The sequence below is a fragment of the Reichenbachiella sp. genome, from assembly GCF_039941815.1.
Taxonomy (GTDB): domain Bacteria; phylum Bacteroidota; class Bacteroidia; order Cytophagales; family Cyclobacteriaceae; genus Reichenbachiella.
The window spans coordinates 42,238-62,440 of record NZ_JBDVDW010000040.1 but is presented as its reverse complement, the minus strand read 5'-3'; the positions used below and the strand labels follow the sequence as shown (position 1 = coordinate 62,440).

The window sequence follows — 20,203 nt, the reverse complement described above, 5'->3', positions numbered from 1 at the left end:
CGCATATGATTGCAAATAGTCTTAGTCGATTTCTTACTATCCTTTTTAATATTAACTTTATTCGCTCCAATGTATACTTCGAAATAATTACCACCTTATGAAATTCAAACCTACTCAATCTTTAGCTTGTGTCATTCTTATTTTCGTCCTATTTGGGTGTGGTTCTGATGGCTCTGTAAAACTCATTGATACCAACTTTGACACTGAAATTAATTTAAAACAAAATCTAAATTTTGTTTTCGACAAACCACTTGTCGGTGATACTGTACTTCAAATTTGGGACACCACGCAATACATTGTCTTCGAACCCAAAATCAGCGGAAGATTCAAGTGGTCGTCTGAGAGCGTGTTGATTTTCTCCCCAAGCGAGGGATTCAACCCAGCTACAAGCTATACGGCAAGTTTTACCAAACTCATGACTAGCCCAAGTGGGTTTAGCTTGTCTGGGGATCAAACCATAACTTTTGCTACTGCTATTTTAAAACTTGAATCTGTCAGCCCATATTGGAAAGAAACTCAAAATGGGCAAACCAACGCTCATCTCGAACTATATTTTAATGCGCCTGCGGAAGGCATCGAGATTGCCGAACTGACCAAAGTTTTTGTTGATGACAAAGAGACAAATATTGAAAGAATTGAAACCTCTGATCCCCGTGTATTAACGCTTTATTTACCAAAAATATCATTGGAGGATAAGGATCTTGATATAGATGTACAGCTTGAGAAAGGCCTGACCGCTAAAGGCGGAAACCTAACAACACAAGAAGCAATCGTCCAAAGCGTGTTGCTGCGCTCGCCATACTCTGTCAATATTGAAGATGTGGTAGCTGAGCACAACGGTGTAGAAGGTACGGTGACTGTAGAGATCTCGCAAGAAGCTGCCAATGACGCGGAAAAATTTGTAGTCATCAGTCCGAAAGTTGATTATGACCTAAAATTTACGGAGTCAGGTCTGAAAATAGTGAGTGAAGATTTTGACCTGAGTAAGAAATATAGCCTAACACTGAAAGCCGGCCTAAAGGGTAAGTTTGGTGGAGCTTTGAAGGCTGATCACTTACAGGACATCTCATTTGGAAAACTGCGACCCGAAATCAGCTTTGTCAGCAGCGCCATGTATCTGAGCAAAAAAGGAGCTCAAAATCTGGAGGTCAAAATCATTAATGTTGAAAAGGTAAAAATTAGCATTACAAAACTCTATGAGAACAATGTTCTGGCATTTATGCGTGATAAAGAATACGATTATGACAAGGACGAATACGGATACAACTTCTACAACCTCGGATTGATGGGTGATGTGATCTATGAAAAGGAAGTGCTTTCCAAATCACTCCCTAAAAACAAGGGGTATCGAGTGCTCAACCTCAATGTTGAAGATAAAATCAAAGATTACAATGGGATGTATGCCATCAAAGTCACCTCCAACGAGGCCTATTGGTTGCGAGATGAAAAGCTCCTTACCGTATCTGATTTGGGCTTGGTAGCCAAAGAAGGCAAAAACGATGTTGCCGTCTTTGTAAATTCACTAAAATCAGCCGAGCCACAAGCTGGCGTCAACTTAAGGTTTATAGGTAGAAACAACCAGCTCTTGGGAGAAGCGAATACTGATGCTAATGGCCTTGCCATATTTTCTAAACCAGAGAATCCCTCTGGTAATTTTAAAGTTCAGCTCATTACCGCTCAGCTGGGAGATGACTACAACCTGATGGCCTACGACAACTCGGCTGTCAATACCTCCAAATTTGAAGTAGGAGGAAAATACCCTAATGGATCTGGGTATGACGTTTTTCTATACGGAGATCGAGACATCTACCGCCCAGGAGAAACCATCAATGTATCGGGTGTAATTCGGGATGACAACTGGCAGAAGCCAGAGCAAATTCCGGTAAAGGTAGTATTTCAAACCCCAGATGGAAGAGAATACAAAACTGTCCGTAAGACGCTCAATGCCCACGGAGCCTTCGAAGTATCGCATGATCTATCACCGTCAGCACAGACTGGCTCACACAATATTCAGGTCTACACGGCCAACAATGTCTATCTAAGCAGTAGAAGCATACGAGTGGAAGAGTTTATGCCAGACAGAATCAAAGTAGAAGTAGATATCGACAAGACAGATATCGATATAGACGAAAAGGCCATGGTGGATGTGACTGCTGTCAATTACTTCGGACCTCCAGCCGCTAATCGAAACTACGAAGTGAGTATTTCAGCAAGAAAAAAATATTATTATACCAGAGATTTTTCGGAATTCAATTTCTCTATAAATGGTAGCAATGAGTATTTCAGAACTGTAAATACTTCTGGAAAAACCGACGAAAATGGAAAGGCCAGTTACGAATATCAATTGGCCAAAGAATACAGCAATATGGGTATGGTAAAGGCCGATGTATTTGTGACGGTATTTGACGAGACCGGCAGACCAGTCAATAGCAAACGCACCGTCAACGTCTCTACTCAGGATGTATATTATGGTATCGCCCGGGACAGATATTACGCCGCCACCAATAGCGAAATGAAATTTGCCATAGTAGCCCTCGACAAGGATAAAAAAGTACTCTCAGGAGTGAAGACAAGACTGCAACTGATCAAACATGAATACAGAACTGTACTGTCTCGATCAGGCGGATATTTTAGATATAATTCCGAAAGAGTTGAGAAGGTGATCGAGGACAAACAAATTACTATCGGTGGAAAGGATCAGACCTATTCATTTATTCCTGAGATTTCAGGTCGCTATGAGCTTCGTCTGTCTAAACCTGGAGTTAGAAACTATGTAAGCTCTGAAGTCTATGCTTATGGCTGGGGCGGTACCTCCAATAGCTCATTCGAAGTCAATAGTGAAGGGCAAATTGATATTCAGCTGGACAAAGATCAATACCAGCCTGGTGATCAGGCCAAAGTAATTCTGAAATCACCTTTCTCAGGTAAAATTTTGGTGACTGTAGAAACTGACAAAGTGTTAAAACACTTTTACGTACAAGCAGATAAGCGAGCCAGCTCCTTTACGCTTGATATTGAAGAAAGCTTCGTGCCCAATGTGTATATCACAGCCACATTGTTCAAGCCACATGCAAAGTCCGATCTTCCCCTGACCATCGCTCACGGAATAGCGCCTGTGATGGTAGACAATCCTCAAAATAAGATTCCACTGGAAGTCACCGCAGTAGAAAAATCAAGGTCAAAGACCAAACAAAAAATTACTATTAAGTCTGCACCGAACAGTGCGGTTACAGTAGCAGTTGTAGACGAAGGAATTCTTTCATTGACCGGTTATAAAACCCCAGACCCTTATTCCTATTTCTATAGAAAGAGAGCACTAGGTGTAAGTAGTTATGATATTTATCCACTTCTGTTTCCAGAAATAGAAATTGTAAAAGGACGTATTGGGGGAGATGGTTCGCTGGCCAGTGAAATGGACAAGCGCGTCAATCCGATGAATAATAACCGGGTGAAACTGGTGTCTTTTTGGAGTGGGCTGTTGGAAACCGACGACAACGGAGAAGTCACCTATGAAATTGATATTCCGCAGTTTTCGGGTAGTCTTCGAGTCATGGCACTTTCTCATAAGGATCATACTTTTGCGTCCTCCGCCCAGCCCATGCAGGTAGCTGACCCTATTGTAATTAGTACTGCACTACCTAGGTTTTTGAGTCCGGGAGATACCGCGCTGGTACCGGTCAATATTTCTAATACTACGGATAAGCAAACCACCGCACAGACTTCGATCTCGGTGACCGGTGAGGTGGACATTGTAGGTCCATCTAAACTAAAAGCCGCTGTACAGGCCAATGCTGAAAATGTGGTTAACTATAAAATCGTAGCTCGTCAGGCCATTGGCCAGGCAAATATCACCGTAGATGTGAACGCGCTAGGAGAGAACTTCAAAAATAGTACTGATATGAGTGTACGTCCTGCAGCTCCATTGCAAAAGGAATATAGCTCAGGACTGATCAAAGCGGGTAATACAAAAGAGATAGACATGGGTGCCACTACAATGGTAGAATCCAGCTTAGAAAGAAAATTAGTAGTGAGCTCCTCTCCACTGATTACCATGAGCGAAGATTTGGATTATCTTGTGCGCTATCCACATGGATGCGTAGAGCAGACTATTTCATCTGCTTTTCCTCAACTTTATTACCAAGACCTGGTCAAAGAGCTGTATGGATCCGAAGACGAAGTAAATCATCCGCAACGAAACGTAATGGCTGCGATTCAAAAATTGAAAGGCATGCAGCTGCACCACGGTGGGCTGACCTACTGGCCAGGAAGAGGATATGAAAGCTGGTGGGGATCGGTCTATGCCGCACATTTTTTGCACGAGGCTCAAAAGGCTGGGTTTGAAGTTGATCAAAGTATGATGGATAAGCTGTTGAATTATTTGGTGACCAAACTGAAAACCAGGGAAACTACTTATTATTATTTTAATAATACTCAGCGCACCATTGCCAGCAAGGAGATTGCTTATTCATTGTATGTACTCGCCATGGCTGGCAAGCCACAGCGATCCACTATGAATTATTATAAAAGCAGGCAGCGAGAATTGGCCTTGGATAGCAAATATCTACTAGCTGCATCTTATGCACACATAGGGGACGACAATAGCTTTAGAAAGCTTCTGCCACCAGATTTTACCGGAGAGAAATCGAGGTCTGCACAAGGAGGTAGTTTTTATTCCTATATCCGAGATCAGGGTATCGCGCTCAACGTGTTGATCGATGTAGATGAAGATAATCCACAAATTGCTTCAATGATCAAACGCCTGTCTAAGGAGATGAAGTCAAGAAGATATATGAGCACACAGGAGCGAGTATTTGGATTTCTGGCGTTGGGCAAGGTGGCTCGTAATAATGCTGGATCCAATGTAACCGCCGAAGTCAAAGTAGGAGGCAAGACAGTGGCTGAATTCACGAAAAAAACCTTGAAACTGACCAGCGATCAGCTAATTGGTGGCAAAGTCACCATCAGTACGTCAGGGCAAGGCAATCTATATTACTTCTGGGAAATGGAAGGCATTCCGGTGGATGGAAGCTATAAAGAAGAAGACTCATTCATTAGAGTAAGAAAGTCTTTTTATGATAGAAGAGGTAGGCAGATTACCTCAGGTAAATTCAAGCAGAATGACCTGATCGTAGTCAAACTCAGCATTAGCTCAAAGAGCGGAGAGCTGATAGAGAATGTAGCTATGACTGATATGCTACCTGCGGGATTTGAGATAGAAAATTCAAGAATATCTGATGTGCCTACCATTACCTGGATCAAAGACGGTCGTCGTCCTGATTATTTGGACGTCCGAGATGATCGTATTTCCTACTTTATCAATCTGAGAAATACTGGTATTGTGAACTATTACTATATCGTAAGAGCAGTCTCAAAAGGCACCTTCCAAATGGGGCCAGTCGGAGCAGACGCCATGTATGATGGAGAGTATCACTCATACAGCGGTGGAGGAACAGTAGTGGTCGAGTAAACTTGAAAATGAAAAGTAAAATTAAAATATGAAGACAATAACCCCTTTCCACCTGGCTATACCTGTGGCCGACTTAAGTAAATGTAGAGCCTTTTACGGCCAAACGCTTGGCTGTCCAGAAGGGCGTAGTTCAGAGCGTTGGGTGGATTTCAATTTTTTTGGTCACCAGCTTGTCATTCACCAAAAGGATGGATTTCAGGTCACTTCTAATCACGACACCAATCCTGTCGATGGCCATGATGTACCCGTGCCTCACTTTGGTGTAGTGCTTGGCTGGGACGATTGGACTGCTCTGGCAGACAAGTTGAAAGCGATCAATATGCCATTTGTCATTGAGCCATACGTTCGATTTGAAGGTGAAGTAGGAGAGCAGGCCACTATGTTTTTTCTTGACCCGGAAGGCAATGCGCTGGAATTTAAAGCATTCAAGGATGTGGGACAATTATTTGAATCCTGATTTGGATCGGTGTGTTAAGTCTGATTTTGCCGAAGTTTGTCAAGCGATGATCAGAACCAGACCATGCGAATCAGCATCAAAGCACAGATCAGGAATATGATTCCTGACAAGAATTTCAACCCATAAGATTTATTCCGTACTTCATTGGTGTTATCCTCATTGATTTCTCTATTAGAAATCCATAAAATGATTAGGCCAAAAGTCAACACAAGGCCAAACCCAATCTGAAATCCATGAGTCAGTATCCAGTCTATCATACCAGCGTAATCTTATGAACTTTAATTTATCAAATTATCCAGAAAGGTCAATATGCTGTCATATACCTGATCCAACTCCTCATCAGTGATCACATAGGGAGGAAGCAGATAGATTACATTGCCAAGCGGACGAATAAGAATTCCTCGCTCCAGAAAGTAGGGATAGATCTTTTTTCTGGCGTCGCTATCGTATCCTGTTTCACCAAACCCTTTTAAGTCGAAGGCTACAATTGTGCCTCGTAATCTTATATTTTCTATGTTTTCGTAAGAGTTCAGCTTTTCCACAAACTGCTGATGCCTTTGATTGATACGCTGAATGTTTGCCTTGCACTCATCAGCTTCAAATAATTCGAAGCTGGCATTTGCTGCTGCACATATCATAGGATTTCCGGTGTAAGAATGACCATGCAACAAGGCCTTTGATATTTCCTCACTTTGAAAGACTGCTTCGATTTTGCTGCTACAGGCTGTGATGCCGAGAGGCAAGGCACCTCCGGTGATACCTTTGGATATGCAGGTGATATCTGGGTTTGCTTCGATCTGATCACAAGCGAAATTGGTACCAGTCCGACCCCAGCCAGTCATCACTTCGTCCGCAATACAAATGACTCCGCGTGATTGTGCCAACGAAACTAGCTGCTGAAGCATCTCAGGCGTGTACATTCGCATACCGCCAGCACCCTGTACCAACGGCTCAAAAATAAATGCCGCACAATTTTCGTCGGCCGTCAGCTTGTCGAATCGAGACAACACCTGATCAAAGTTTTGCTCAGTCGGGAAGTCAAGTGTTTCTATATCAAATAGAAATGGGAAAAAGGGCCTGGTAAATCCACTTCGTTCGCTGACTGACATAGAACCAAAGGTGTCTCCATGATAAGCTCCGTCTAGCGCAATAATCTTCGTTTTGTGCTTTTTATCCTGATTGTACCAATACTGGAAAGCCATCTTCAAAGCCACCTCTATCGAAGTACTGCCGTTGTCCGAGAAGAAAACTTTGGAGTAGTTTTTCGGTAGAATCGTCATTAGATTTTTTGCCAATCTTACCGCAGGTTCGTGGGTAAATCCAGCAAATATTACGTGCTCTAGTTCCAGCGCCTGCTTGTATATGGCTTCGGCGATATGCTTATTCGCATGACCATGGATGTTGACCCACCAGGAAGAGACCGCATCGATGATTGTATCACCGTCATGAGTAAACAGTTTGGCATCCTTACCAGATTTGATAGATAGATGACCAAATGGATTAATTAATGGAGTAAATGGATGCCATATGAGGTCCTTGTCAGCTTGTTTGATTTCCGTGCTGTTCATAGTGTAATATTTTGCAACTGTGATTGAATACTGGTTTTATCGATAACTGGCATAGCGTCTATACGACCAAGGCAGGGCAGATTAGAATGATTTAGAATAAAACTTTCTGTTTCAGGGTTTGGAGTGTCGTTGAAGATGATTCCGGCTATGTCAAAGCCATTAGATTTTAAATAATCAATAGATAGCATAGTATGATTGATGCTGCCTAGATAGTTGCGGGAGACAAGGATGACCTCTGCCTCAAATTGCTTTGCCAGATCTATCACAAATTCATGGTCATTGATCGGGACCATAAGTCCCCCAGCTCCTTCGATTACCAGTGTTTTTTCAGCCGATGGCATTTTGATATCCGTCAAATTGAGGTTGATATTTTCAAGCTTAGCAGCCGCATGCGGAGACATGGGTGCTTTGAGTACAATGCCTTCCGGGTGGATTTTTCGCTCACCCTTCACGAGCGAACGTATGGTATCCGAATCGGTTGGCGCTCCAGCCTGAATGGGTTTCCAGTAGTCCGCTTGAAGTTTTTCTACAAGGATGGCACTTGCGACAGTCTTGCCACTGTCGGTGTCTATGCCGGTAACAAAATATTTTTTCATATGATTGAGGCCAACTGATTGATTAATTCATCAATTTCTTCGTGAGAATTATGTGTGTGAATCGAAATTCGCAGACGTTCTGCTCCTTCCTTGACTGTAGGCGACAAGATGGCTCGTACATCGAAGCCGCTTTTTTGTAGTGACTTAGCCATTTTTTTTACTTTTTCATTGCCGGGTACTACGATCGGTTGAATCGGGGTTTGACTATCCAACTTATGAATTGCAGTTGAGTTTCCAATTTTCTGATTGAATAGTGAATTGAAGTAAAAAATCTTGTCTTTACTTTCCTTTTGCAGATTAATATTTTCTGAGAGATAATCAAAAGCCGCATCTATAGAGAACAGACTATGCAGCGGTAGGGCAGTGGTATATATAAACGGTCGTGCGAAGTTGGTAAGATAATCTATAAGTTGCTTTGAGCCTCCGATGCAAGCACCGTGGACACCCATGGCCTTTCCAAAGGTATGTACCCGAGCGAAGATATGCTCTTCCAATCCCAAAGCACATAATTTACCAGCGCCACTTTCGCCATATAATCCTGTGCTGTGCGCCTCATCCACTATTATTTTCGCATCATATCTGGCTGCCAACTCTATGATGTCTCCAAATGGAGCCAAGTCACCATCCATTGAGTATACAGATTCTATCACCACATATTTATTTCCAGAAGCCGATTTGAGTTTTGCCCCCAGGTCATCACAGTCATTGTGGCGAAATGAAAACCGATTGGCCTTACTCAAAAAAGCACCCTCTTTCAGGCATACATGAGCCAAGTTGTCATAAATTATAGTGTCACCGCGTTGGGGTACACAAGAAATCAGCGCGAGGTTCGCTACATAACCAGAATTGAAGAGCAAAGCCGCCTCTGACTTGAATATTTTGGCTAGTTTGGATTCCAGTCGGGTCGCAGTGTCTGAATTGCCGGCAAGAAGTCTGGATCCTGTCGATCCGTTGAGATTGACTTCATGCTGATAGTCATATCCACGAATCTGATCAAAGAGGCGTTTGGATCTACTCAGTCCCAAATAGTCATTGGATACAAAATCTACTAAGCCTTTGTGCGTGGTAAGCTCTCGGGTAGACCCGGCTTTATCTCTGTCCTGTTGTTTTTGTGAAATATGGTCCGTCATAGCGGTGGTTTTGCAAATCTTTAACTTTCTGGCAATCCTGCCAAAGGAAATCTAAGTTTCTTTTGGGGGAAGGTTATATATTAGCGGTCATATCAAAAACATCAATTATAAGACTTATGAAAAAAATCACATTACTACTCGTTGTTGGAACACTTTTTTTGGCAACTGCCACGCAGGCGCAGGTCTCTTTTGGACTCAAAGGTGGATTAAACTTTAGCACTGCAGATGTAGATGGCTTGAGCGTAGATTCTAAAACTGGCTATCACTTCGGTGCTTACGCCGTAATCAAAGCAGGACCTATCGGTATCCAGCCTGAGGCATATTTTTCTGCTCAGAAATTGAGCGCAGATGGCGAAGATGTAGACTTGAGCTACATTCAAGTTCCAATTTTGCTTAGACTTGGATTTGCTAAGATTTTGTATTTAAATGCTGGACCTCAGTTTGGAATCAATACCAAAGCTGAACTCGGCGGAGGAGATATCAAAGACGACATCAAAGGAATGGATCTTTCAGCCGCATTGGGTGCTGGATTGGATCTGCCAATGGGGCTCGGCGCACAAGTGAGATATGTGAAAGGTCTAACTAACGCTTCAGAAATCAATGGTGTGGATTGGAAAAATGCCATGTTCCAGGTGTCGGTTACTTACGCACTTTTTGGTAACAACTAGTTCCAATTTTATAAAAGTAAAACAAAGGCTGCCTTGATAGAAAAGGTGGCCTTTTTAATTGCCTAAATTACCAATCCATTAACACGGTGTCTTATGAAAAAATGTCTAATCCATCTAGTAGTCCTTATTTTATTTCAATCTTGTACGCCTGAAGGCACAATGAGGACTTGGAGTTCAAACGAGGATTATGATCGACGCTTCAAGAATGTATTGGCTATGGGACTTGTCAATAATGTCACGGTCCGAAGCGATGTAGAAAACGAATTGGTATATGCAGCGCAGAAAATCAACCTAAAAGCCGCCAACGGAATGTCACTTTTCCCACCTGAACTGGGCAAACCATTCGAGGATATAGAAAGAGTGAAAGCTCGATTGAGAGAAAAAGGGTACGACGGGATATTGACCGCAGCACTTATTGACATCAGAGCTGAGAGGTATGTACCACCAGAAACGTCATACGAGCCTCTGATCTATTACGACAGATTCCGCAATTATTATTACCGTACTTACGATCTGGTTTATCGCCCTGGGTACTATTCCGCCTCTTCCAAATATTTTATCGAAACCAACTTCTATGAACTAAAAGAAGGCAAATTAGTTTGGTCAGGACGATCAGAAGTGTTTGAATATGGTGAACTGGAGAGTTTTATTCCTACCTATTCGAGAAGACTCTTCAAAGAGTTGATGAAAGAAGGAGTAATCGCCACACAGTAGAATCTAGTTCTTTTAGACAATTCATGTTTTAAGTAGAGACCTGTAATATTCTAATGCATATTTCAGGTTTAACGCTATCCGTGAATACTACACAATTCCATCTTTGGAAGCTCATGCCTGTTATCTTTATGATGATGGCCAAGAGCATTGATTTTTGCAATTCATTGGGGTTTTATCAATCTTAGTGGTCTTTAGAGTTGAAAACATAAATTGAAAAAGATGAAAAAAATATTACTATTCATATTTCCATGCATGCTACTTATCAGTGTTTCTGCGAATGCACAAGTGGAATTTGGTATGATGGGCGGGTTGAATTTTAATTCACCCAAAATAGATGCCATAGGTACTAGCGGTGCCTTGAGTGATGTCGGATCGAGCAGTATGGGATTTCACGTAGGACTATATGCTACGATTGACTTTGAACTTTTTGCTATCCAGCCAGAGATATATTATTCCATGCAAGGAGGGACATTCAAAGTAAACACCACGCAGGAGAATGAAGTAAACATGGACTTTATCCAAATTCCACTTTTGGGGAGATACAATTTTCTGGAATACTTTCATGTGCTAGCCGGCCCTCAGTTTGGGATTCCGGTAAAAAGCGAGGTATCTCTTTCTGGAGGTACACCTATAGATATTAAAGATTTTACCAAAGGACTGGAAGTATCCGCAGTCCTTGGAGTAGGAATAAATGTACCCGAAGTGGGTATCAGCGGTTCGCTGCGCTGGGCAAGGGGTCTAACCAACATGATAGACATCGATGAGGCAAGTGCAGGCCCGGGATCAGTCACTTCCTTGAAAAACTCAATGATACAAATCTCAGCTGCGTACGCCTTTGGGGGTGGAAATTAAAGAGTACACACAAAATAAAAGGTCCTTCCGATTCAACCACTTGGCTGAGCCGGAAGGACCTTTTTTTACTGTTATTCCTTTCCTGAATATTATTCTGGCTATATGCTTAGAATTTTTGTCAAACGTATCAACTCTTCATTCAAAGGCTTGGATTTTGAAATGGCAAGTTTCAAATTGGTATAGGTAATCTTATTATCGATGACACCTACCATTACATTCTTTTCACCATTCATTAGTCCTTCTACAGCCGCCAGGCCTAAGCGCGAGGCTAAAATCCTATCAAAAGCTGTCGGGCCGCCTCCTCTTTGGATGTGTCCGAGACTAGTGACGCGAATATCCATTTTCGGAGTTTCCACTTTCACTCTTTCCGCGATCTGAAGAGCGCTACCTTGCTCGTCACCTTCTGCTACTACTATGATAGAAGAAGTTTTTTTGTTGTCTCGCCCTTCACGTAATTTATTGATTACATCCTCTATAGTGGTTGAGGTCTCAGGCACCATGATCATTTCTGCTCCTCCGCCGATACCCGATTGGATTGCAATGTAGCCACTGTGCCGTCCCATGACTTCTATGAAGAAGACCCGGTCGTGTGATGCTGCAGTATCTCTGATTTTGTCTATAGCATCCAGCGCAGTGTTCACTGCCGTGTCGAATCCTATAGTATAGTCCGATCCATATAGATCGTTGTCAATGGTGCCAGGCGCACCTATCACAGGTATTCCGAACTCATCATAGAACAGGTTGGCTCCGGTAAACGTACCATCTCCACCGATAGCCACCAGACCTTCGATGCCGTGTTTTTTTAGATTCTTGTAGGCTTTTGCTCTGCCTTCTTTAGTTCGGAAATCTTCACTTCTCGCAGACTTGAGGATTGTGCCTCCGGTTTGAACGATGTTACTCACGGAGTAGGACTCCATTTTACTAATCTCTCCGCGGATCATCCCGTCATAGCCATATTTGATTCCGTATACTTCCAGATCCAGATATATGGCACTTCTCACTACAGATCTAATGCAGGCATTCATGCCCGGTGCATCGCCCCCAGAGGTAAATAATGCAATTTTCTTCATAAGGTACTTACTAAAACTTTATACTTAACCTTTTATACCGTTTTGGGTGTCTTGATGTTTTGGGCATTCAAAGTAAATCATAAAAAACTATAATTTCATCAATAATTTGACTGAATTCTATGTTTGTTTCCACTCAATGGGTCGAATCTTTTAAAATTTCACATTTTGATAATATACCATTCAATTTTGATTTAATTAGCGAAGTCTACAGGAGATAATATGACCAAAAAGAAAATATTGATAGTCACATATTACTGGCCACCTAGCGGAGGTGGGGGGGTACAACGCTGGTTGAAATTTGTAAAGTATCTACCGGAATTTGGATGGGAGCCCATTGTTTTCACTCCTGAAAATCCTGAATTCGATCTGAAAGATGACTCCCTATCAAAAGATGTAGACCCAAACCTGGAAGTGATTAGGTTCCCCATTTGGGAACCATTTAGCTTCTATAAACGACTGTTTAAAAAAGGGGAAAGACTCAAGCAGGGCATCGTAATCGAAAAGAGCAAGATGTCACTCACTGATCGTCTTAGTGTATGGGTCAGAGCCAATTTTTTTATCCCAGACCCAAGACGGTTTTGGGTAGCTCCCTCAATAGATTTTCTGAAAGACTATATTGATGAGCACAAAATTGATGTACTGGTCACAACGGGACCACCACACAGCATGCACCTAATAGGGCGTGGATTGAAAAGAAAATGTAATATCAAATGGGTAGCCGACTTCAGAGACCCGTGGTCTGATTGGGATATCCTGGACAAACTAAATGTGAGTGGACTAGTCCGAGGCATCCACCAACGAATGGAAAGGTCTGTGCTCAATGAGGCTGACTTATGTATTACCGTGAGCCGACGGCTAGCGCAGGCACTAGCAACCAAGAGCGAAAATAAAAACATCCCTGTTATCACGAATGGCGTGGATCCAGATGATTTTGAATTGGATGATCAAATGCAGTTTGAAGCCAAGTTTAGGATCACCCATATGGGACTGCTCAACGAGATAAGAAATCCGGAATCTTTGTGGGAGGTGTTGGAAAGCCTTTGTGCTGAGTTGCCAGGATTTCAGGAGGATCTTCAAATCATACTAGCCGGCATGGTGAGTGGATCTATACTTGACCGATTACAAGAATCTAAGGAACTTTCTCAATCTTTGAAACATTTGGATTATATCTCTCATCATGAGGTTTTTGGATATTATAAAAACTCGTCAATTCTACTCCTTCTACTGAATCAAACAGAAAATGCTAAATGGATATTGCCGGGAAAATTCTTTGAATATCTAATGGCCGGACAGCAAATTCTAACTCTGGGTGAGCCTGATAGTGATATCCAGGATATTCTACTAGAGACCGAAAGTGGAGAAGTATTCAAATTTGATGATAAAGTTAAAATCAGACAAATGATTAAAAGTGCATATGAGCGATTCAAGGCCGGCGAAAGCACTCAACAGCAACTGAAGACTAAACGATATTTGAGAAGAAATCTTACCCAGGAGTTATCCATTAAATTAGATCAGCTGCTCGCTGATTAATCCTCCATAAAACTAATTTATTTTCGAGATTGAATTAACTTGTCGGGTTGTTACCGACTCGTGTTTTGTTTCATATGACAAGATTGATACAATCGTATTTATTTTTCTTTTGTAGTCTCTCCACACTTCATCTATGTGCTCAAGTGAATGGAGAATTGCCCTCTGGAGAGAAGGCAGAATATTTCATCGATTTGTCATTTAAGACGGATCAGTCAGATTCAGTGATGCAAATGTTGGATTCGGCACTTTACTATGCCGAACTTGAAAACAACAAGGATGTATTTGCAGAGACATTGATCGAAAAAGGAGAGGAGTATGTCAGGCTCAAAAATGGAGACAGTAGCAGTTTCTATTTTGAAAAGGGATTGAGATATTCACAGAAACACTTGGTCTCAGTACCAATCCGTGCCAAAGTATTCAAAAGATATGGCAATCATTTAGGCAGACAAAATCAGTATTTCGTTGCTCTTTCTTACCTTGACAGCGCCGCACTATTGTATTTATCATATGAAGACACACTTTCCTACGCAGATGCTATCACATTGAAAGGTACAGTTCATGATAATAATGGCAATCAGGGCAAAGCCCTAAGTTCCTACCTGGAAGCTTCAAAAATCTACGAACACTATCAGGACAGTGCCTTATATGCCGGCATAATCAACAATGTAGCTATTGTGCATAAAAAACTTGGTGACATAGAACGAGCCCTTGAGTTCTACAACAGAAGTGCCGACATCCATCGAGCTTTGAAGGATACGATGGGATTGGCCATAGCACAGGTCAACCGTGGTATGCTATACAAGGATTTGGGACAGCTTGAGAAAGCTAAAACTAATGTAAGAGCTAGTTTGAGTGTATTTGAAGAGGTAAAAATGAGTTATGGAATAGCTATAGCCCATCACAATCTCTCCGAAATTCACTTGCTTCAGGATAATGTTGATTCTGTACTTTTTCATGTAGATGAATCTCAGAAAATTGCTATCAATCTTGAGTATTGGATGATTGTAGTCAGCAATCAAATTGTATTATCCAAGGCACTCCGAAAAATGGGACGTCCAGACATTTCTAACAAATCGGCTTTACGTGCCTATGAATTGGCATCTACCAATGGATTTATGGATAAACTAGAGGAACTAACTTCACTTCTTGCTACCAATTATGAGACGATGGATGATCACCGCTCCGCATTGAGATACTATAAAGAATATAAGGAACTGCAAGATGGCCAACTGAGCAAGGAATCTCAGGAGCAGATCAATAGATTACGAACCGAATATGACGTACAGCAAAAGGAAGAGGATATAAAGGATTTGGAGCTCATCAATACGTATCAGATGAACTTGGCAGAGAAAGAGAAAAAACTGAAGCACGTGCTTGAAGCAGGGATTGTTCTGGCATTTTTAGTGATCGTTCTGTTTTTCTATCTATACAGAAGGCAACGAAATTTTGCTAAAAGACTTACCGCTCAAAAGACGCAGCTGACCGCTTTGAATAAAGAAAAAGATGATTTGATTGCCATGGTCGCACATGATCTTCGTAGTCCACTCAACAACATCAAAGGATTGCTCGGCATCATAAAAGATGTTTCTCAAGATGAACGTGACAAAATGATTGCATTGGCGAATCAATCCACAGACGTACTCAGAAATAGAATCAATCAAATCTTAGACGTAGAGGCGATCAACGAAGGTAAGATTAATCTAAAGATCGAGCAGGTCAGTGTATCTGAAATTTTGACCCAATTGACCCGTCATATTTCTCCGGAAGCGGACAAAAAACAAATCTCATTTTATACCCATTCAGTCAAGGATATGACTTGCTGGGCGGATGAAAACTACTTACTTCAGGTTTTAGAAAACCTTTGTACTAATGCCATTAAGTTTTCAAAACCCGGATTGGAGATTTTTGTGAGAGTGACCACAGAGGGAAACAAAATTACCTTCGAGGTTCAAGATCAGGGTCAGGGGATACCCAAATCTGAGATCAAGCAGCTATTCACAAGACATGCCAGAATCTCAATCCGGCCGACGCACAATGAGTCCTCCACAGGACTTGGATTGCCTATTGTGAAAAAATATGTAGAAGCCATGGGCGGCAACGTATGGTGTGAAAGCGAAGTCGATAAGGGCAGTACTTTCTACGTTCTGCTCAATGCGGGTGATCAATCAACACCCCACCAGTAAAAATTCATTCAGAGATTTTATATAATAGTTCAGGTAATAATTCGAGCCAATGGCAGTCTTAAGCCAGATATTCTGAAGGCGCTTGACCGTATCTACTTTTGAATAGGTTGCTGAAGTATTTAGGTGTTTCGAATCCTATTTCGTAACAAACATCAGCCACCGTGTAATATTCACCAGACTGCAATAGATCGCGTGCTTTTTTAAGTTTGATTTCATTAAAATAATGAACTGGCGATAGCCCTGTGATCTTCTTTAATTTTCGCCTCAACTGTCGTTCGCTTATTGCCATTTCATCAGCTAAAATCAAGATGTTGAAATTCCTGTCGCCTAAATATTTGGTCCAGGTGGCCTCTAGCTGCTCTAGCCAGCGCAGATCCACTGGCCTTACCTTCATTAAGTTGCCGTCTTCATCTAGCGACTCAGCTGAATTTGTATCACCATCTATGGGCTCATTGCGGTTTTGAATGTTGTTTAGCAAACTATTGCAATGTGCCAGCAATATATCCTCTGTGAATGGTTTGGTGATATAGTCATTGACACCTACAGATAGAGCCTGAAGTTTGTCATCTACCTCGGCTCTGGAGGTCAGCAAGGCGACTGGTATGGAAGCGAATTCTTCACTCTTCTGAATATTGTCCAAAAGCTCATATCCATCCATCTCGGGCATCATTACATCAGATAAGACAAGATCAAAATTGCCGTTTTCTTTTTTCAATTCCTCAAGAGCCTCTCTTCCATTCATCGCAGTCGATACGTTAAATGATTTGTCCAGAACGGACTCGATATACTCAAGCATTTCAAGCTGATCCTCCACCACAAGCACCCTACTGGTTTTGTATCCACTTGGGCGTTTATGTTTTGGTTCAGGATTCAGTGCAAATTCCATTTCATCGATTGTTCCCTGCGTCTCTACTTCAACGGATTCATTTGGCAATGCATCTGAAGAGATTGAAAGCACTTTTGGAAACTCAAAAATAAACGTAGATCCTTTTCCATGCTTACTTTTTGATTGGAGCTTACCTCCCATTTCCAATGCCAGATTGAAGATATGATTAAGGAAGGTATCTTTATCATGAATACTATAAGATTCATATTCGGAAGTTTCATTTTCCGGTTTGGTAGGTGAGAATAGTTCGGCCAACTCAGATTCTTCCATGCCTTCACCTTCATCTTTTACCATTATTCTCATCATATTCTGACTGACTTGCTCATCTACTATGACGGAAACTTTACCCTTATCGTAGGATTGTTTGATAGCATTATCAATGAGCACAAACAATATTTTAGAAAATTTGGACTCGTCGAGGTCAAGCAAATAATTTTCGTAAACCAAAAATTCTAACGAATAATCAAGATTCTTAATTTTTGCTTTTTGCTCATTGAAACCATAAATCCTTTTGATGAGTGAATTAAGTAATACGGGGGAAGTGTTTTGTGAAAGTTCTGTTTTGCGACCCTCATATTCATTGCACAGAAGCGAAATTTTCTCAGCGAGGGCTTCGAGTTTTTTGCTTCCTTTATCAATTCTTACAATGGCTTTTCTCTGAGAATCATTCAAATTATCGGCAGTTTCGAGATCAGCCAGTGGACCTACAATTGAACTGAGTGGGGTTCGTAATTCAAATCCCAATTCTTTGAAAAATTCAGAGTCGATTTTTCTATGCGCCTGTCTTTGTTTTGATTTTTGGTCTACTTTTCGCCATTTTATCAAAAGCATGATGCTTGTGATAATGAGTAGTACGGTATAAAACACCAATCCCCAAAACAAAGTTTGAGGCAGACTGTTGATCATATTCATATCATGTTCTCTAATTAATAATAGTTAGAGTAGGTTGGATTTGGTTAGATCGGTTCTATTAGGCAGTTTTATTTCTCTGGTTATAAACAATTTTATTAGGTGATGAAAGATAGTATGTCCGAGAAAGTCACAAAACAAAGCTTTGACTCACAAGTACAAGACAATCATATTAATACCTTAAAAGGATTCAATTGACAAATAATATGATAAGTCAAAATCTCCTTAGAAATAACTTGGGGATGTTATTATTTCAAAGGTCAGGAGTAGTTTGGTAAATATGCTGAAATATTAAGATGAACGATATTATCAAACTTCCATCTCCACTACTCTGTTAGATACTATATTATAAATTTAATGAATTGTGGCCAATTAATTGATTACATCTTGCAAAAAAGTCAAGAACCACCTTATCGTCTTTACAAGAGTCTGAAGCTGTCAAATCCTTCAATTAATGCGCCATATGTCCATTTTATGCCATATAAACCTACTGAATTGGCACCAAAATAAGTCCGTTTACTACCCTGTTGCTGCCCATTTTTCAGATAATGATGGCCGATTTGTGCCATTGTGAATGCTCACATTTGTATATAAGTTTTTTTACTGAATATAAATTCATTCGCCATGAAACCTTCAGCCATAAAGAACCTACCTACCTTTAAGAGATTCGAAATGATTGTGAGTGAGATAAAATATCACTTAACAAAATTTGAGAAATCCTTTTTCATTGCAAAAGCTAATCATAAGCGACACGAAGCTGATGGTAAGCTCGAAAATCACACTTCCGTCAAGGCTTTCTATAGACCTCCTGTTAATAGAACCATTCTGCTTGACCAGAAAATCACCAGGCTGATACATCTTTTATTTAAGCTGTTCGAACATGTTCGATTTAAGAAAAAGATCGAACCCAAATGGATGGTTCTATCTGGAGAAACTGAAATGAAAAGCTAAGAGTCATTATTCCAGAATAGGACAACCACCCTTACAAACCAGCCTGTAAACAGAATATTAAACAAAATTAATTATGAAAATTTCAGTGTTGATAGTTTTAGTTTTATTGATACGAGCGATTCCAACAGAAGCTCAAGCAACAGTTATCCTTAAAAGAAGTGTAATTGGTGCATCTGGAGGACTAACATATGCTAATAGTCACAAATTCCATTTGCAATCGGCAATCGCTCAGTCGTCACCCATAAAAATAGGCACCAAGGATAGATATAGTCTGGCCCAGGGTTTTCTACAACCTAATGGTATAAAGGCTGGTGAACCTCCGATCCGCAAAATTATTCAATTCGAGATGTTTCCTAACCCATCACATGGACAGGTAAATCTGGTTTTATCTGATCAGCCAGAGGACGTATCGCTTTTGATATACAATATTGACGGCAGACAGATGATGAATGAACATCTCGGTGCTAGCAAAACAATGACTATTGAATTAAACAAAAAAGTTTTGACCAGAGGCATTTATCACGTGGTCTTAAAGAACAAAGGTCAAATTCTTGGAACCGAAAAATTACTACTATTATGAAACCATTGATGATACTCGTACTAATGCTATGTGGGTGTGCAATATCAAAAGCACAACATTCAGTAGGTCTGGGACTTGGAGCAAATTTAAGCCAGATAAACTTCAAAAATAGTGAAGGTGAAAAAGACGATCGAATCAAAGGAGAAATCGGATTTGGTGTACACTTTACAGGGCAAAAGACTATAAACTATTCACGTAGAAATAAAGCAAAGACTGGGGACAATGTAATAGAACTAAAAGTTGGCTTCGAACAGATAAGTTTTAGAAACAAAGAAAACAATATTCTACAGTCCTGGAAGATGAATAATCTTTCGACCACCCTAATGTTTAAGCATTTTGGTAGCCAGGAAAGCGCCGTTTATCCTTTTTTTGGTGCTGGGGTATATATGGATTATATGATAGGAGGTACTCAGGAAAGTGGTCTCGAGCAATATGACCTGACCGCCTATCTGGAAAGGAAAAATCTTGGCGTTTTGGCCAACGTCGGCGTCGCCTATTATATATCAGCAGAATCGAGCGCTACACTCGGTTTTACGTATGCCAGAGGCCTTTCAGATTTGGAGCCAGCGGAACAAAGCCTGACTATCGGGGATTTTAAAATAGAAGTGACCTTGCTCTTTCATATTTCCAAATAAACCATTA

16 protein-coding genes are annotated in these 20,203 nt (G+C 41.0%); 10 read left to right on the top strand and 6 right to left on the bottom strand.

What is annotated here, in order from left to right:
* Positions 1-97: 97 nt before the first annotated feature.
* On the top strand, positions 98-5,467 hold the full coding sequence (locus tag ABJF11_RS10650) for an MG2 domain-containing protein (protein ID WP_348119833.1): 5,370 nt from the start codon (positions 98-100) through the stop codon (positions 5,465-5,467).
* Positions 5,468-5,495: 28 nt separating this feature from the next.
* A complete protein-coding gene (locus ABJF11_RS10645; RefSeq protein WP_348119832.1) occupies positions 5,496-5,924 on the top strand; it encodes a VOC family protein in 429 nt (142 codons plus the stop codon).
* Positions 5,925-5,974: 50 nt separating this feature from the next.
* Here the strand turns inward: ABJF11_RS10645 and ABJF11_RS10640 are convergent, their stop codons facing one another.
* From ABJF11_RS10640 to ABJF11_RS10625, 4 genes are read right to left on the bottom strand one after another with little or no spacing between them, the layout of a single operon-like run.
* A complete protein-coding gene (locus tag ABJF11_RS10640) occupies positions 5,975-6,181 on the bottom strand; it encodes a hypothetical protein (RefSeq protein ID WP_348119831.1) in 207 nt (68 codons plus the stop codon).
* Positions 6,182-6,202: 21 nt separating this feature from the next.
* Positions 6,203-7,492, bottom strand: coding sequence for an adenosylmethionine--8-amino-7-oxononanoate transaminase (gene bioA, locus ABJF11_RS10635; protein WP_348119830.1), 1,290 nt, complete (start codon positions 7,490-7,492; stop codon positions 6,203-6,205).
* Positions 7,489-8,088 (bottom strand): dethiobiotin synthase, encoded by a 600-nt coding sequence (bioD, locus tag ABJF11_RS10630; RefSeq protein ID WP_348119829.1) that lies wholly within the window; start codon positions 8,086-8,088, stop codon positions 7,489-7,491. The genes bioA and bioD overlap by 4 nt, the downstream gene beginning before the upstream one ends.
* Entirely contained in the window at positions 8,085-9,218 is a 1,134-nt protein-coding gene (locus ABJF11_RS10625) for an 8-amino-7-oxononanoate synthase (protein WP_348119828.1), read from the bottom strand. Before ABJF11_RS10625 ends, bioD begins: the two co-directional genes overlap by 4 nt.
* A 116-nt stretch (positions 9,219-9,334) precedes the next feature.
* Between ABJF11_RS10625 and ABJF11_RS10620 the strand changes: the two genes are divergently transcribed.
* From ABJF11_RS10620 to ABJF11_RS10610, 3 genes are all read left to right on the top strand, one after another.
* Entirely contained in the window at positions 9,335-9,886 is a 552-nt protein-coding gene (locus tag ABJF11_RS10620) for a porin family protein (protein ID WP_348119827.1), read from the top strand.
* 93 nt (positions 9,887-9,979) lie between these two features.
* Entirely contained in the window at positions 9,980-10,600 is a 621-nt protein-coding gene (locus ABJF11_RS10615; RefSeq protein ID WP_348119826.1) for a hypothetical protein, read from the top strand.
* Positions 10,601-10,819: 219 nt separating this feature from the next.
* The gene (locus ABJF11_RS10610) at positions 10,820-11,452 is read left to right on the top strand and encodes a porin family protein (RefSeq protein ID WP_348119825.1); all 633 of its coding nucleotides are present in this window, start codon (positions 10,820-10,822) and stop codon (positions 11,450-11,452) included.
* A gap of 98 nt (positions 11,453-11,550) precedes the next feature.
* Here ABJF11_RS10610 and pfkA read toward each other — a convergent pair whose 3' ends face one another.
* Positions 11,551-12,522 carry a 6-phosphofructokinase gene (gene pfkA / locus ABJF11_RS10605; RefSeq protein WP_348119824.1) on the bottom strand — a complete coding sequence of 324 codons (972 nt, stop codon included), beginning with the start codon at positions 12,520-12,522 and terminating at the stop codon, positions 11,551-11,553.
* A 219-nt stretch (positions 12,523-12,741) separates the two neighbouring features.
* On the opposite strand from pfkA, the gene ABJF11_RS10600 reads away from it, so the two are divergent.
* A complete protein-coding gene (locus ABJF11_RS10600; protein ID WP_348119823.1) occupies positions 12,742-14,052 on the top strand; it encodes a glycosyltransferase family 4 protein in 1,311 nt (436 codons plus the stop codon).
* A 74-nt stretch (positions 14,053-14,126) separates the two neighbouring features.
* A complete protein-coding gene (locus tag ABJF11_RS10595) occupies positions 14,127-16,235 on the top strand; it encodes a tetratricopeptide repeat-containing sensor histidine kinase (protein ID WP_348119822.1) in 2,109 nt (702 codons plus the stop codon).
* A 58-nt stretch (positions 16,236-16,293) separates the two neighbouring features.
* Here ABJF11_RS10595 and ABJF11_RS10590 read toward each other — a convergent pair whose 3' ends face one another.
* Complete coding sequence (locus ABJF11_RS10590; protein WP_348119821.1) at positions 16,294-18,033, bottom strand: response regulator; 1,740 nt, start codon at positions 18,031-18,033, stop codon at positions 16,294-16,296.
* A 621-nt stretch (positions 18,034-18,654) separates the two neighbouring features.
* On the opposite strand from ABJF11_RS10590, the gene ABJF11_RS10585 reads away from it, so the two are divergent.
* The 3 genes from ABJF11_RS10585 to ABJF11_RS10575 all read left to right on the top strand — a co-directional run bounded on the left by ABJF11_RS10585 (position 18,655) and on the right by ABJF11_RS10575 (position 20,196).
* Positions 18,655-18,981, top strand: coding sequence for a hypothetical protein (locus ABJF11_RS10585; RefSeq protein ID WP_348119820.1), 327 nt, complete (start codon positions 18,655-18,657; stop codon positions 18,979-18,981).
* A gap of 73 nt (positions 18,982-19,054) precedes the next feature.
* Positions 19,055-19,561 (top strand): T9SS type A sorting domain-containing protein, encoded by a 507-nt coding sequence (locus ABJF11_RS10580; RefSeq protein WP_348119819.1) that lies wholly within the window; start codon positions 19,055-19,057, stop codon positions 19,559-19,561.
* Complete coding sequence (locus ABJF11_RS10575; protein WP_348119818.1) at positions 19,558-20,196, top strand: outer membrane beta-barrel protein; 639 nt, start codon at positions 19,558-19,560, stop codon at positions 20,194-20,196. Before ABJF11_RS10580 ends, ABJF11_RS10575 begins: the two co-directional genes overlap by 4 nt.
* Positions 20,197-20,203 lie beyond the last annotated feature (7 nt).